Here is a 15,283-nt window from a genome sequence, read left to right as displayed (position 1 = left end):
GACCGGCCGACGGGCCGGCCCCGGCGGCAGTGGGGTGAGGCGGGCCGTCAGGCGTGGGGCGACGGGCGGCCGAGCATGCGCAGGACGCACACGATCAGCAGGAGCGCGGCCGCGCTACAGCTCAGTGGCAGGATCGCCGCGCCGGGCGACAGTCCGAGCCGGGTGACGAACGCCGCGGTGGCGGCCGCGAGGACGCAGATCGTCGCGGCCGGCCAGGCCGCGCCGAACGCCTGCAGCAGCAGGGCGGTCCACAGCGTGGCCGCGAGCGTGAGCAGCGTGGCCGGATCCGCGTGGCTGAGGAGCGCGGCCGGGTACAGCGGCCCCAGGTAGACGAGCAGGCACACGCCGAGCACGCCGGTGGAGCGGAGCAGGAATCCGGCGGGCGTGGCCGCGGCGCGCAGCGCGTTCACCGACATGCCCCGGTAGCGGTACAGCAGCCACTCCGCCGGGCCCATGCTCACCGTCAGCACGATCACGGCGTACGCGTTGACCGTGCCCTCCAGCAGCACCAGCGTGCCCGCCGCCAGGCCGAGCAGACCGTACGGCAGCGACCACACCAGCTTCGGACGGCGCCCCGTCGGCTCCGGCGGTGTGCGCAGGCAGCCCCGCAGCGCCACCCCGCACACCACCAGCGTGGCCAGCAGCGCCAGCAGCGGCAGCCCGGCCCGCAGTTCTCGCCCCGGTTCCCACCAGGGCAGGGCGACCGCTCCCGCGATCAGCGGGCTCAGCGCGGCCAGCAGCAGCCGCTCCCGGCCCAGCACCAGCAGCACTCCGGCGGCGGCGAGGTACACCGACTGCGCCCCCGCCACCAGCGTCACCGGGCCGAAGCCGTCCGGAACACCGGCCGCGGCCGTGGCCAGTACGGCCCCCAGAGGCGCGCCGAGCAGCAGGGTGCGGCCCGCCTCGCGGCGGCCGGTCGCCATCCGCAGATGCGCCCGGTGGCCGAGCGCCTGGCCCCAGGCCCAGGAGAGCAGACCCGCGACCACCAGGACCGCGGTGTGCCCGCCCGCGTCCCACAGCGGCGCGGTCAGCAGGAACGCCAGACCGGGCAGCGCGAAGAGCGCGCCGCGCAGCAGACACCGCAGGGTGTCGGGCCGCCACGGGTCGTCCGGCAGGGCCGGCTGCGGGAACGTGCGCGGGACCCGTTCGTACAGCGCGGTGGCCAGCGAGAACAGGTTGGGATGGCCGTAGCGTTCGTGGATCAGCGAGGCGGTCAGCCCCTCGGACTCCAGCAGCGCGGCGACCTCGTAGGGGTGCACCGCGGGCCCGATCCGGTCCGCGAGGTCGGCCGCGAGCATGCTGACGGCCTCCTCGTCGGGCTCGAAGGAGAGGATCCGCAGGGCCATCGTGCGGTCGTGCGAGACGCGCCGGGCGATCCGGCGGGTGTCGAGGAGCATCGTGTGGTCGTCCGACACCTTGCGGGCGCTTCGGCGGGTGTCGGCCAGCCGCAGGGCGAGGGTCTCCTGCTCGGAGCCGCCCGGTTCGAGGGATATCGGCCCGCTCATCCGGCCATGCTCCTCGGTCCGGCGGGGACGGCGGCGTGGCTGCCCGTCGCGGTACGGCGGTGCGCGCCCCGCGCGCCCTTCGGCCGGGCTGCGACGGCCTCGCCGGCGTCCCGCTGGTGCCGGCCGAGGGTCGGCAGCTCCAGGTAGATCGCGCGGAAGGTGTCGACGGTCTGCCGCAGGGTGAACTGTTCGACGACCCGGAGCCGGGCCGCCTCCCCCATCGTGCGGCGCCGGCCGGGGTCGCCCAGCAGTTCCAGTGCGGCCGCGGCCATCGCGGCGGGGTCGCGCGGCGGCACCACGAGTCCGGTGTCGCCGACCGCCTCCCGTACGCCGCCCACGTCCGTGGAGACGGTCGCCCGCCCGCAGGACATGGCCTCGATCAGGGTGAAGGGGAAGCCCTCGCTGATGCTGGAGAGCATGACGACGTTCCCGGCCGCGTAGGCGTCCGTGATGTCGTCGACGCGGCCCTCGAACACCACCGCGTCGCCCTGGCCGAGTTCGGCGGCGAGCGCCTGGCACCGTTCCCGGTACGCCTCGCCGCCGCGCGGGGTGCCGCCGAACAGCCGCAGCCGGGCGTCCGGCATCCGCTCGCGGACCAGGGCGAAGGCGCGGATCAGCGTCTCCAGGTCCTTGATCGGGTCGACTCGTCCGGCCCAGCTCAGCGTGGGCTCCAGGGGCTCCGGTCCGGCCATCGGGAACGCGGCCGGGTCGACCCCGTTGTAGACGGTACGGATGGACTCGGGGGCCGCGCCGCCCTGTTCCTCCCAGAGGCGGTTGTACCGGTTGCCGGGCGTCACGAGGGAGGCCCGCCGGTAGGTCTCCTCGGCGAGCAGCCGGAAGAAGCCCAGCACGACGGCCTTCACCGGCCAGCGGTAGGGGGCGGTGCGGTAGCCGAGGTAGCGCTCGCGCAGATAGACGCCGTGCTCGGTCAGCAGCAGCGGGACGCCGTGCCGTTCGAGGGCGGCGAGGCCGGGCAGGACCGCCACTCCGCCGCTGACCGCGTGGGCCACCCCGTGCTCGGGGGGCTTCGCGGACAGCGGGCGCAGCGCGTGTTCCAGGAGCGACACGGCGGTCAGGGCGTCGTGCACGCTCGGTTCGGCTTCGCGGATGGTGAGCCCCGGGCGTTTCCACACCGACGTCAGGACGCCGATGGCGGTGTCCCCGCGCAGGAACGGGCTGAGCATGCCGGCCGAAGCGGCCCGCGCCATGGTGTAGAGGGCGGGTGCGAACCCGCTCTCGGCGGACGGGTCGACGAGCGCGGTCAGGAACCGCTCCCATGCCTCGGAGAGCCGGGCCCGGGCCCGGCCGCGCGGGGCCTGTCCCTGCGGCGGCTCTCCCCACATCGGGACGGAGTCGACCCGCGCCACCTGGGTGGGCAGGTCCCACACCAGCGGTTCGCGTCCGGTGCCGGTGACGGCTATGACGTCGAAGTCGATGTCGGGCATTCCTTGGACGAGCTGGTCGCACCAGACACTGACGCCGCCGTGACTGTGCGGATAGGTGCCTTCGGTGAGCAGGGTGACGTGCGTCGCGCCGGTGCGGCGCCTGCCCTGTTGTACGTGCATCGCTGGGGCTCCACGGCCGAAGAGTGGGGTGGGGCCGGTGCCGGATCGCACCGGCCCCACCGGGGACGTACGCGATCTATTCGGTGACACCCGGGGGGATCGTCGTGTCGGGGGCGGTGGACGTGGTGTCCGCCGGACCGGCCGGGGTGGGCGCCGTGACGGCCGTGGAGGGCAGGGCCAGGGCGAGCGCGGTGCCCGTCGACGCCGTCCAGCCGGAGCGCTCGCCGGCGTAGGCCGTCCCGTACGCGGAGCCGTCGAGGGTGGTGCCGGTCGGCACGGTGACGGGGACCCGGGTGCCCGAGGGCGCCTCGACGGTCACGTCGTCACCGATGCGGTACGCGGTCACCGTGTCGGCGGACAGGGCGCTCTTCCAGGCGGCGCGGCGCTGGAGCTCGGCGCCGATGTCCTTCTGACGCAGGTTCACGACCGGTGCGCTGTCCGCGTAGAGCGCCCGGTACTGGGAGAGCACGGAGGTCAGGACGGGGTAGAGCAGCCGGTCCTCGGTGAGGTTGGACTGGTGCACGTAGTGCGGCCGGGGGTCGTTGCCCAGGACGTGGCCGAGGGCCTGGCGGCTCTCCAGCGGCACGATGTAGTCGTCGAAACCGGTGGTGGTGGACAGCGGGGACGCGAGGCAGCTGGTGGTGGCGGGGTTGTCGTCGCAGATGCCGCTGCCGCCCTGGGCCCGGCTGCCGTAGATGTAGTTGTACTCGTCGACCTCGTCGGCCTTGGTGCCCGCGTTGTAGTAGATGTTCAGCGGGTAGCGGGGCACGGTGAGCGCGGAGCCGACCTGGCGCTGCTGCGGGTCGCGGGAGTTGTCGGAGCCGGCCCACTGGATGCCGTTGGCCGTGAAGGCGGGGGCGAGGTTCGGGTTGTCGACCGGCTGCTGCGGGGTGACGAAGAAGCCGGAGTGCTCACCGGTGATCAGCTCGGAGGTGTCGATGGGCAGGCCCTTCGCCTGTCCCCAGGCCGCGTTGGTCGAGATCTCGCTGGAGATCTGTGCCTGGGAGACCCACTTGGTGGAGCCGTCCCAGTTGGTCGCGCACACCCAGGGGACGACGGTGGTGTTCTGCACGCAGCCGAGGAACTCGTGCGAGTAGGTGTGGTTGACCCACCGGAAGTCGTTCTTGTCGGCGACCAGGGAGGTGAGCAGCGGATCCTGGCCGTCGTGCTCTTCCTTGTAGTCCTCGCTGCCGAGGGCGTTGTAGGCGAGGTCGAGGGTGAAGCCGTTCGTCTCCTGCCAGGACGTGGCGTAGTCCACGTCCGCGGGGGTCATGCGGATCGTCGACTCGGTGGCGCCGGGGACGGAGCAGTCGACGTCGCCGGGCGTGCAGTTGTACGTGCTGTTCCAGCGGTCGTCGGAAGCGAAGATGTCGTCGACGTGGACCGCGAAGTAGTTGTGGGACGCGCCGAGGTGGACGCCGTCCGTCATCCAGTCCACGATGCCTCGGGCCAGCAGCTTGAACTGCTGCTGGTACTGGTTGTAGACGAAGCCGACGACCAGTTCGCGCCGTCCGTCGTGCCGGTACTCGCCCACCAGGGAGGCGCGGCCCGTCGAGCCGGGCACGGGGGCGTCCACGTAGGTGGTGAAGTCGGCGCCCTCGACGGGAACCGCGAGGTATCCGTAACTCTCGCTCACCGAGGCGTCGTTGTCCTCGAACGGGACCGATCCGTCGAGGTAGCCGAACGGGCCGTCGCCGCCCGCGTCGGTCACCCCGGCGGTGACACCGTCGAGGCTGCCGGCGTAGCCGCCGTAGACGTAGTACTGCAGGCCGACCTCGGGGCGCGCGTAGGTGTAGGCGTCCACCTGGGGGATCGCGTAGGTCTGCTCGTACGTGGTCAGCGCGGCCATCTCCGCCGAACCCGTGGCGAACGGGTTGTCGTTGGGCAGCACGACTGCCTGGAATTTGGCCCGCGGGCGGCCGTCCACCGTGTCCGAGAGGAACGCGGCGTCGATGACCGGACGGGACGCGGAGTTCAGGTCGACCTCGGTGTACGGCGTTCCCTCGCCGTCGAGTTCGGCCTCGATGGCCTCGGCCGCCGGGCCGCCGTCGGTGACCACGAGCACCCTCAGGTCCACGCGGGGTGTGGCCGTGTCGGCCTGCGCGACTCCGGCCGGCAGGCCGAGCGCGGCAATGAGCGCGCCGGCCGTGAACGCGGCCGTGCGTATGGTCCGCTTCATGCGGTTGTGTTTCCCCTCCTCGTGCAGGGGTGGATACGGCTCCGGGCACAGCCGTGGAGCGGACGCACCCCCTGCCGCGACGCCGGCGTCCCCCTCAGAGGCCGGTCGTCACGCATCCGTCGCACTAATGGTGAGGGATGTGTGTAGCTTTCGTGACCATGCTGCGGCACTTGGCGGAAAAATGCCGACACCCGCACGCCCGCAATCGCCCCCTTCAACCCCTTCCACGGCCACCCGGGAGACAGTTCCCGCTGCCCGTGAAAGCGCTGTCGGCCGTGCAGGGCAGGGGTCGGCCGCCATACGGAAGACATCAGTCCGCCTACGCCACCGCCAGTGGACTAGACCTGTACGGAACGACGGGTCGTCGATTTTCGGCCAGCCTCAAAACTGCCTCCAGAAACGGAAGTTACTATTCCGCGCCGGGCAGGCGTTCTCCAGGGGTACGAAATCGCACGCCCGAGGGCTACGCCTCCCGCGCGCGGCGGAGGAAGCCGCCGGGGTGGCCGAAGCCTTTCGGCCACCCGCGCGGTGACTCACCCCGCACCCTTCGGCGCCGCCCCTCCGGCGCCGCCCCCTCCGGCACCGCCGCGAGGTGTGCCCCGTATACGCCGGAACCCACGCCGGGGCGGCCCTTGCGGGCGAAACGATCAAAGGCGCCGCGGGACCTTGACACCCGGGTGCGGCAGGAGGAGCATCCTCCCGTCGTTGACAACGTTGTCGGGACAGGTTGGCCCGTGCAGGCAACGGTGCTCCCGCTCCCGCCCGTTGACCGTCCGTCACACACGAAGGGCAGGATCGGTGTCAGACACGCACAACCGTCGGACGCACCCCGGGCTCAGAGCTTCTCGCTGCGTCGCGGTGACCGCCATGGCCGCTCTGGGGCTGGCCGTCACAGCCATCCCCGCATCGGCGGCCTCCTCGTACGACACCGTCAAGGACCCGGTGTCGTACGTCCACCCGCTGATCGGCACCGCGAACGCGGGCAACACCTATCCGGGCGCCGTGCAGCCGTTCGGCATGCTGGCCTGGAGCCCGCAGAACTCGCGGGGCAAGCAGGTCTCGACACCCGCTCCCGGCGGTTACCAGTACGACGCGACGAAGATCCGCGGCTTCAGCCTGACCCACCTGAACGGCGTCGGGTGCTCCGGGGCGAACGGCGACATCCCGATCATGCCGTACGTGGGTGACGTGGACACCTCTCCCACCTCGGACGCCACCGACGCGAAGTACGCGAGCAACTTCTCGCACGCCGACGAGACTTCCACCCCCGGCTACTACAAGGTCGGTCTGGCCAGCGGCGCTTCGGCGGCGCTCACCACGACCGCCCGTACCGGCACGGGGCAGTTCGGCTTCCCGGCGGACAAGCCCGCCACCATGCTCTTCCGCACCTCGAACTCGGAGAGCGGCAGCACCGCGGCCACGGTGAAGATCGACAAGGCCGGGCGGACGGTGACGGGCTCCGTCACCGCGGGCAACTTCTGCGGCCCGCAGAGCGCGAACAACCGCAAGGACCTCTACACGCTCTACTTCACCGCCCACTTCGACAAGGACTTCGCGAAGGTCGGCACCTGGACGGACGACACCGTCCAGCCGGGCTCCACCTCGGCGTCCGGCGGTACAGGGTACAGCTCCTCCGGCAACCCGGTGGCGGGCAAGGGATCCGGTGCGTACGTCACCTTCGCCGACGGGACCACCGAGGCCGAGGCCAAGGTCGCCGTCTCCTACGTCAGTCCGCAGAACGCGGAGGACAACCTGCGCGCGGAGAACGGGCGTCACAAGACGTTCGACTCCGTCAGGAAGCAGGCCGCCAAGACCTGGAACAAGGCGCTGAAGACGATCGAGGTGGGCGGCGGCACCGACGCCCAGCGGTCCACCTTCTACACCGCGCTCTACCACTCGATGCTGGAACCCACCCTGACCAGCGACGTGGACGGCCGCTACCTCGGCGCCGACCTCAAGCCGCACAAGCTCGCCAAGGGGCAGAAGGCTCAGTACGGCACCTTCTCGGGCTGGGACCAGTACCGCGCGCAGGTCCAGCTGATGACCCTGATCAACCCGCGGGCCGGCAGCGACTACGCCCAGTCCCTCTACAACTACGCGAGCCAGCGCGGGGGCGAGTGGGACCGCTGGCTGCTGGAGAACGGCAAGACCAGCGTGATGTCGGGTGACCCCTCCGCCGCGGCGGTCGCCGGGATCTACGCCTTCGGCGGCCGTGACTTCGACGTCAAGGGGGCGCTGAAGTCGCTGGTGACGGCGGCCACCGTGCCGACGGCGAACGACTCCGACAGCTCGGGCTGCAACGTCGAGTGCGTCGGCCAGCGGCCCGCGCTCGACAAGTACCTGGAGCTCGGCTACGTACCGGCGGACGGCTGCCACTGCTGGGGCGGCGCCGCCGAGACGCTGGAGGACGCGGCGGCCGACTACGGCCTGTCCGAGCTGTCCCGGCAGACCGGGAAGAACGCGGACGCGAAGAAGTTCCTGGCGCGCTCCGGCAGCTGGTCGTACGTCTTCGACGCCAACGCCACCCCCGCGGGCGGCTACATCCGTGACCGCAAGGCCGACGGCACCTGGGTCGGCACCTTCACCCCGGGCACCGGCACCGGCTTCGTCGAGGGATCCAGCGCGCGGTACACCTGGATGGTCTACTCGGACATCGCGGGTCTCTCCGCCGCGATGGGCGGCAACGACACGACGGTGAAGCGGCTGGACGCCTTCTTCCGTACGCCGGACGGGAAGTTCGACTTCACGGCGAAGGACGCCACCCGGTACGACCCGACCAACGAGCCCGACATCAACGCCCCGTACCTGTACAACTACCTCGGCACCCCGTACAAGACGCAGGAGACGGTCCGCGCCGAGGTGGACCAGCTGTGGACCGACACCCCGGGCGGCATACCCGGCAACGACGACGCCGGCACCATGTCGTCCTGGTACGTGTTCTCGGCGCTGGGCATGTACCCGCAGAACCCCAGCCGCGCCGACCTGGTCCTCACCGCTCCGCTGTTCCCGCACGCGGTGGTGCACACCGGCCACGGGAAGACCATCACGATCAAGGCACCGGCCGCCTCGTCGGCCAACTCCTACATCCACGGCCTGAAGGTCGACGGCAAGAAGACCGAGAAGACCTGGGTCCCGGCCTCCTTCGTCACCCGCGGCGGCACGCTGGACTACACGCTCGGCGCCACCGCGGACACCTCCTGGGGCAGCGCGGCGGCCGACGCCCCGCCGTCCTTCCCGGGCGGCGGCGTGAAGTACTTCACCGGCGCGACTCCGGAGCAGGTGAAGATCGAGCCCGGCTCGGGCAGCGCGGAGACCACCGTCAAGGTGCAGACCCTGGAGACCAAGGCCACCTCGGTCCACTGGACGGCGACGGCTCCGGCCGGTGTCACCGTCACGCCCTCGGCAGGGAACTTCACCGTCCCGGCGGGCGGTTCGGTGAGCGCGAAGCTCTCCGTGTCGGCCGCGGCGGGCGCGACCGAAGGTCACTACACGATCCCGGTGACGCTGAAGTCGTCCGACGGCGCCGAGCTCCCGAAGACCTCGGTCGCGGTGACCGTCGCCGAGAAGAACGGGGTGCTGTGGAACCGCAACAGCACCGGCATCTCCACCGACGACACGAACCCGCAGGCCAACTTCGACGGTGAGGGCTGGAGTTACTCGGCCGCCGCGCTCGCCGCCGCGGGCACGACGCCGGGCGGTACGGTCTCGTCCAACGGCTTCGACTTCACCTGGCCCAAGGCGGGCGCCGGCGATCCCGACAACATCGAGGTCACCAGCACCACCCCGCAGGTGCTGAACGTCCCCTCCGCCGAGGGCGACACGAAGCTGAGCCTTCTGGGCAGCGCGGCCGAGGGTGCGGCCACCGGCAAGCTGACGCTGACGTACACCGACGGCACCACGCAGCAGGCCGACATCGGCTTCAGCGACTGGACGCTGGGCGGCGGCTCCCAGCAGCCTTCCTACGGCAACACGGTCGCGGTCCACACCGCGTACCGCGACGTCCAGGGCGGCGGCAAGGACCCGGTGGGCACGGAGGTCTTCTCCTCCGCGCCGATCGCGCTCCAGGCGGGCAAGCGGCTGGCGAGCGTGACGCTGCCCTCCACCACCAACGGCGGCATCATCCACATCTTCGCGGTGGCCACCGCCTGACCCGTCCGTCCTGAAGGACCGACCACGCCCCCGGGGCCGGTCCCGCCGCTCGCGCGGTGGGACCGGCCCCGGGGTGCGTCGAAGGGCTGGGCGACACACGGCCCGGCGGACGGACCGGCAGGCGCGGGCCGCGCACGACGTCGCCGGTCCCCGCGAACCACGAGCTCAGCAGAACACCTCCCAGGCGTTGTTCGCGTCCGTCCCCGTGGAGGCGAGAGGTTGTCCCGCGGCGTCGCGGACGACGGCCATCACCGTGATGCAGGTGGCTCCCGGAGCGAAGACCTGCATGCCGAACGAGCTTCCGGCGGCCGGGTCGTACTCGTAGTTCTCGTAGAACCCGAGCCAGCCGCCCTGCCCGTCCGGCTGGCTGGAGAAGCGCCGGATTCCCTTGGTGACCGTGTTCGCGCTGCTCGTGGCGGTCATGACGGCCCGCACCCAGTTGGTCTGGCAGCTCGGCGAGTAGCGCACCTCCATGGTGCCGAACACGGCCTGCGGGCTTCTTATCTGACGTGTGCCGATGGTGATCGCGTCGGCCGCGCATCCGGTGGTGTACGGATTCGACCCTGTGTAGGGGTCGTACGGCGCCGCGGTGGCCTGCGTGGCCGTCAGCAGGGCGGCGCTCATGACGAGCGCGGATACGACCAGGGCGCGCTGTCCGGTTCTTCCCATGGACCCTCGATTCGGTAGGCGGTGCCCGTTTTGGTTCGAGCCAGACAACAGCGAACCCCGCACGGCGGGAAAGGGCTTTTCAGGCCGTATGCCAGAACTGGGGCGAACAGCCCGTACGGGTCACCGCACCGGTTTCCGTTCGCCGCGCCCCCGTCCCGGCCGGGCCCCGCCCCCGCACCCGCGCGCACGCGGCACGTCCTCGGCGTTTCGGCCAACTCCGCTCCGCACAAGGCCCCTTGCCGCGTACGGGTGGATGTAACCGGCACGCTCGTACCACCCCCGCGCCCCGGGAACCGGGCTCGACCGAAATACACGCGTTCGAAGTTCCACCCCTGTCGTTAGGGCGTGTGTCGAACGTGGCGCCGTCCGCCCGGAGGGCGGGCGGGACTTTCGACACGAACCCGGCCGGACGACCACCGAAGGGGACTCCCATGACCCTCGCACGGCATCGCCACCCACTGCCCTCGGCTTTCGAGCACACCCCGCCCGCCGCCCCCGGACAGCTTCCCGGCACGGGGGCGCACCGCACCGCCCCCGGTTCCGTACGCGTGGACACGAGGTGGGCCGCATGAGCGAGTCTGCCGACGCGTCGAACGACGGCGTCCCGGGGCCGCGTACCACCCACCGGGCCCCTACCGCACCACCGCCCCCGGCGGCCGACGCCCCCGCGAGCACGGCGGTCGCCGAGGAACCGCAGATGCGGTACGTCGACCTCACCGGCAGCCGCGAGGCGGCCGGGCGCTCCATCCGGATGCGCGACATGGCCAGACGCCTCCCCCAGCTGGTGCGCCGCTCGCTGGCCCTCGCCTGGCGGGTGGACCGGCGGGCGACCACGGGCCTCCTGCTCTGCCAGGCCGCCGCCGGAGTGCTCCAGGCCCTCGGCCTGGTCGCCATCAGCGGCACCCTCACCGCGCTGCTCACCGGCGGGGACGTCTACGACAGGCTCGTCGAGGCGTGGCCGTCCGTCGTCCTGCTGGCCGGTACGGCGGGGGCCCGCGCCCTCCTGGGGATCACCGTCGCCTGGCTGTCCTCGCGCCTCGGCCCGCTCATGTCGCGCGAGGCGGAACAGATGCTGCTCACCGGGTGCGCCGAGGTGGAGCTCCGCGCCTACGACGAACCCGACTTCAACCGCGACCGCGAGGCAGCCGACCGGGGGGCGCAGGTCACCGGCGACCTGATCGACGAGGGCCAGGACCTCATCGCCTCGGCCGCCAGCTTCCTCGCCGGGGCGATCGTCCTGGCCGGGGTGCACTGGATCCTGCTGCCGCTCCTCGTCGCGGCGAGCCTCCCCCAGGCCCTGGCCCAGGTCAGCGCCGCCCGCGTGCGTTACCTCGCCAACCTCCGCAGCAACGGCGACCAGCGGATGCTGTCGGTGCTGCGCTGGCACATCTACACCAAGGACGCCGCCGATCAGATCCGGGCCGGCACCATGGGCGGCTTCCTCTCAGGCCGCTACCGCCACACGGTCGCCCGGATCAACCGCGAGGACCGGGCGGCGGCCGACCAGGGCGCCCGTATGTCCCTGGTCGGCGCGGTGTGCGGCGGGCTCGGATCGGCGGTCGTGTGGGCGGCGGTCGGCTGGCTGCTGACCGCGGGCCACATCACCGTGGGGCACGCCGGAACGGCCGTCTTCGCCCTGCAGACCGTGGGCCAGTCGGTACGCGGCCTGGTGGCCGTCGGCGCGCGTGCCGTACGCACGGGTCTGTACATGGACGACTGGAGCGGCTTCCTGGACAAGGCGGGCGGCTACCGCATGCGCCGGGGCTCCCACCGCCCGGAACCGCCGAAGACGATCGAGATCTCCTCGGTCACCCACCGCTACGCGGGCAAGGACCGCGACGCGCTGTCCGGGGTCTCCCTCACCCTGCGGCGCGGCGAGGTCACCGCACTGGTCGGGTTCAACGGATCGGGGAAGTCGACGCTGTCGAAGCTGGTCAGCGGGTTGTATCTGCCGACCGACGGACAGGTGCTGTGGGACGGTACCCCCACCGACGACGCCGATCCCCAGGCGCTGTGGCAGCAGGTCGCCCTGGTGCCACAGGACTACGCGCACTGGCCGCTGACGGTGCGGGAGAACGTGAATCAGGGGCAGCCCACCGCACGGGGCGACGCGGCGGTGCGCGAGGCGTGCGAGGCCGCCGGCGCCGACGAGGTCGTCGACAGACTCGGCGCGGGCCTGGACACCCTCCTCGCCCGCGAGTGGCTCAACGGGGAGGAGCTGAGCGGCGGCCAGTGGCAGCGCATCGCCCTCGCCCGGGCCTTCTTCCGCGAGGCCGGGCTGCTGGTCCTCGACGAGCCGACCGCGAACCTCGACCCCCGGGCCGAGTACCGGATCTTCCAGCGGCTGCGGGACCTCGCCCGGGACCGGGTGGTGCTGCTGGTCACCCACCGCATCACCAACGTGGCCGTGGCCGACCGGATCGTGGTGCTCGACGAGGGCCGGATCGTCCAGGAGGGTACGTACTCCGAACTGGCCGGACAGCCCGGCCTGTTCCAGCAGTTGCTCTCCTACCAGGTCACCTCGGAGGCGGACGGCGAGAAGAGCGGTACAGGCGTGTGAGCCCCGGGTCCGGTGCCGGAATCCCCCGCCGGTGCGGCTGAGCCCCTCCGCCGCGGAACATGGCACCGGAGGGCACCGGCTCGACGCCGTCGAGGTCCGCCCCGACGCGTCCCGGCACCCCCGGCGCGTCCCCGACCCGGCCTGCCCCGGCGCGCGGACGGCCCTCCCCCCGCCCCGTCACTCGTTCGTGTGACGGGGCGGGGGCGTACGCCACGACCGCGCTCGGCACCGGTCCGCTGCGACCGACACGCCGGAGGTGGCCGCCACCGACCGCATTTCGGCCACAAACGGGCTCCGGCCAAACGGAGTCGGCGCCACCGGCAGGTGATCCCGGTGCCGGCCGTACAACCCGGTGCCCCTCGGCGGCCGAGGGGCGCCCCATCCTGGGCGGCACACCGGACGGGCGCCGTCGTCGACCCGGCGGGCGGGCGGCACACCGGGTGCGGAAACCAGCCCCCGTGGTGTCCGCAGGTTCGCTCCACGGACCCGCTTCAGGCGACAGAACTGGACAAAAACCCTTGGACCCGGTGACGACGGCTGCGGGAGACTCCGCTCTGCTCATTCACCACAGGACGAAACGGGTCGCGATGGGATCAAACAATTCGGGCGAAGGCCTACCGAGCAAGGGCTCGGTACTCCTCGCCCTCCGCTACTACACCCGGGAGCTCTCCCGGCTGCGACGGGTGGCCGCACCGGCCCTGCTGCTGCCGGCTCTGGGCAACATCGGCCTCTACTACATCGCCCCGCTGATCGTCGCCAAGCTCGTGGGCCACGTGGCGGGGAAGGACGGGGGCGACGTCGGCGTCGGCCCGATGCTGCCGTACGTCCTCGGGTTCGCCGGGGTCCTGCTGTTCTCGGAGACGCTGTGGCGGATCGGACTCCACTGCCTGAACCGGGTCGAAGGCCGGGGCATCGCACGCCTCTACGTCACCGGTATGGATGAGATCTTCGTCAAGGACTCCGCGTTCTTCCACGACAACTTCGCCGGATCGCTGACCAAGCGGGTCCTGAGTTTCGCCACCCGCTTCGAGGAGTTCGTCGACACGCTGACGTTCTCCATCATGGGAAACCTCGTGCCGCTGGCGTTCGCCTCGGTGGTGCTGTGGAGTTACGACCCGCTGCTGGTGGTCGGGCTTCTGACGCTCATCGCGCTCACCGCGCTGATCGTGACGCCCCTGATCCGGCGCCGTCAGGCGATCGTCGCCGAACGCGAGCAGGCGATCGCCCGGGTGTCGGGCCACGTCGCCGACAGCCTGACGAACATGGAGACGGTCCAGTCCTTCGCCGCCGAGGACCGCGAGGCCGCCGAACACCGCTCCCGGGTCGGCGAGTTGCGCCGTCTCATGGTGCGTTCGTGGGACTACGGCAACCTGCGCATCGACACCCTGGTGGCGCCGCTCTCCGTACTGACCAACGTGGTGGGCCTGATGCTCGCCATCACTCTCGCGGGCGGGGACCTCGGGGTGGAGGCGATCATCGTCGCCTTCACCTACTACGCCAACGCCACCCGGATCATGTTCGAGTTCAACCAGATCTACCGCCGTCTGGAGAGCTCGATGACGGAGGCCGCACAGTTCACCGAACTGCTGATGGAACCACCGACCGTCCTCGACCCCCCGTCCCCCGAACCGCTGCGGAACGACGGATCGGACGTCCGCTTCGAGAAGGTGACCTTCGCCCACTCGGGCGGGAAGCCGCTCTTCGACGGCCTCGACCTGGACGTCGCCGGAGGGACGAAGATCGGTCTCGTCGGCCGGTCCGGCGGCGGCAAGACCACGCTCACCCGGCTCCTGCTGCGCATGGCGGACATCGAAGGGGGCCGCATCCTGATCGGCGGTCAGGACATCAGCAAGCTGCGCCGGGCCGACCTGCGCAGCAGGATCGCGTACGTCCCGCAGGACCCGGCGATGTTCCACCGCACGCTGCGGGAGAACATCGCCTTCGCCCGGCCCGGCGCCACCGAGGCCGAGATCCGCGTGGCGGCCGAGGCGGCGCACGTCACGGAGTTCGCGGACGCGCTTCCGGACGGTTTCGACACCATGGTGGGCGAGCGCGGGGTGAAGCTCTCGGGCGGCCAGCGCCAGCGGGTCGCTCTCGCCCGGGCGATCCTCCGCGACGCGCCGATCCTGCTGCTCGACGAGGCGACCAGCGCGCTGGACTCGGAGAGCGAGATCCTGGTGCAGGACGCCCTGTGGCGGCTCATGGAGGGACGGACCGCTCTTGTGGTGGCACACCGCCTGAGCACCGTCGCCACCATGGACCGGCTGGTGGTCCTCGACCGGGGCCGGATCGTCGAACAGGGCACGCACCAGCAGCTGCTGACCGCGGAAGGCGCCTACGCCAAGCTGTGGCAGCACCAGTCCGGTGGGTTCCTCGACGAGTCCGCCGTCACGGAACCGGGCGCGGAAGCCACCGGGGAATCCCTCGCCGGAGCCGCCGTGGAGGCTTAGGCGGTGTCCGACCATTCCCGTCGGGCGGGGACGGCTGCCTGTTACCGGCGCCGCCCCCGGACCGCCCGATCCGCCCGGAATCGGGCACGGCCGCTGCCCCCGGACCGCCCGATCCGCCCGGGATCGGGCACGGCCGCCGGGCCTCCGCCCGGCTGATCACCGCTGCCGCCTGCGTGTACAGCGGGAGTCGCGGACCGTGCGCGTTC

The 15,283-nt window shown here is 71.7% G+C and carries 7 protein-coding genes; 3 read left to right on the top strand and 4 right to left on the bottom strand.

The window, feature by feature from the left end; genetic code table 11:
- Nucleotides 1-47 precede the first annotated feature (47 nt).
- The 3 genes from ACWCWD_RS00845 to ACWCWD_RS00835 form a co-directional block, all read right to left on the bottom strand.
- Complete coding sequence (locus ACWCWD_RS00845) at nt 48-1,505, bottom strand: hypothetical protein (RefSeq protein WP_450769138.1); 1,458 nt, start codon at nt 1,503-1,505, stop codon at nt 48-50.
- Nucleotides 1,502-3,070 (bottom strand): GT4 family glycosyltransferase PelF, encoded by a 1,569-nt coding sequence (gene pelF / locus ACWCWD_RS00840; protein WP_450769137.1) that lies wholly within the window; start codon nt 3,068-3,070, stop codon nt 1,502-1,504. The genes ACWCWD_RS00845 and pelF overlap by 4 nt, the downstream gene beginning before the upstream one ends.
- A 76-nt stretch (nt 3,071-3,146) precedes the next feature.
- Nucleotides 3,147-5,249, bottom strand: a complete 2,103-nt coding sequence (locus ACWCWD_RS00835; protein ID WP_450769136.1) for a hypothetical protein — start codon at nt 5,247-5,249, stop codon at nt 3,147-3,149.
- 867 nt (nt 5,250-6,116) lie between these two features.
- On the opposite strand from ACWCWD_RS00835, the gene ACWCWD_RS00830 reads away from it, so the two are divergent.
- Nucleotides 6,117-9,398 carry a GH92 family glycosyl hydrolase gene (locus tag ACWCWD_RS00830; RefSeq protein WP_450769135.1) on the top strand — a complete coding sequence of 1,094 codons (3,282 nt, stop codon included), beginning with the start codon at nt 6,117-6,119 and terminating at the stop codon, nt 9,396-9,398.
- A 165-nt stretch (nt 9,399-9,563) separates the two neighbouring features.
- Here the strand turns inward: ACWCWD_RS00830 and ACWCWD_RS00825 are convergent, their stop codons facing one another.
- A complete protein-coding gene (locus ACWCWD_RS00825; RefSeq protein WP_450769133.1) occupies nt 9,564-10,067 on the bottom strand; it encodes a DUF2690 domain-containing protein in 504 nt (167 codons plus the stop codon).
- A 697-nt stretch (nt 10,068-10,764) separates the two neighbouring features.
- On the opposite strand from ACWCWD_RS00825, the gene ACWCWD_RS00820 reads away from it, so the two are divergent.
- Together ACWCWD_RS00820 and ACWCWD_RS00815 are read left to right on the top strand one after the other, a co-directional pair.
- Nucleotides 10,765-12,627, top strand: a complete 1,863-nt coding sequence (locus tag ACWCWD_RS00820) for an ABC transporter ATP-binding protein (protein ID WP_450769658.1) — start codon at nt 10,765-10,767, stop codon at nt 12,625-12,627.
- Between the two features lie 587 nt (nt 12,628-13,214).
- Nucleotides 13,215-15,077: an ABC transporter ATP-binding protein gene (locus ACWCWD_RS00815; protein WP_450769132.1), complete on the top strand. Its 1,863-nt coding sequence runs from the start codon at nt 13,215-13,217 to the stop codon at nt 15,075-15,077.
- Nucleotides 15,078-15,283: the final 206 nt, after the last annotated feature.

It is taken from the genome of Streptomyces sp. NPDC001493 (genome assembly GCF_053597235.1).
The sequence above is the reverse complement of the archived record's forward strand: the minus strand, read 5'-3'. Positions and strand labels throughout refer to the sequence as shown.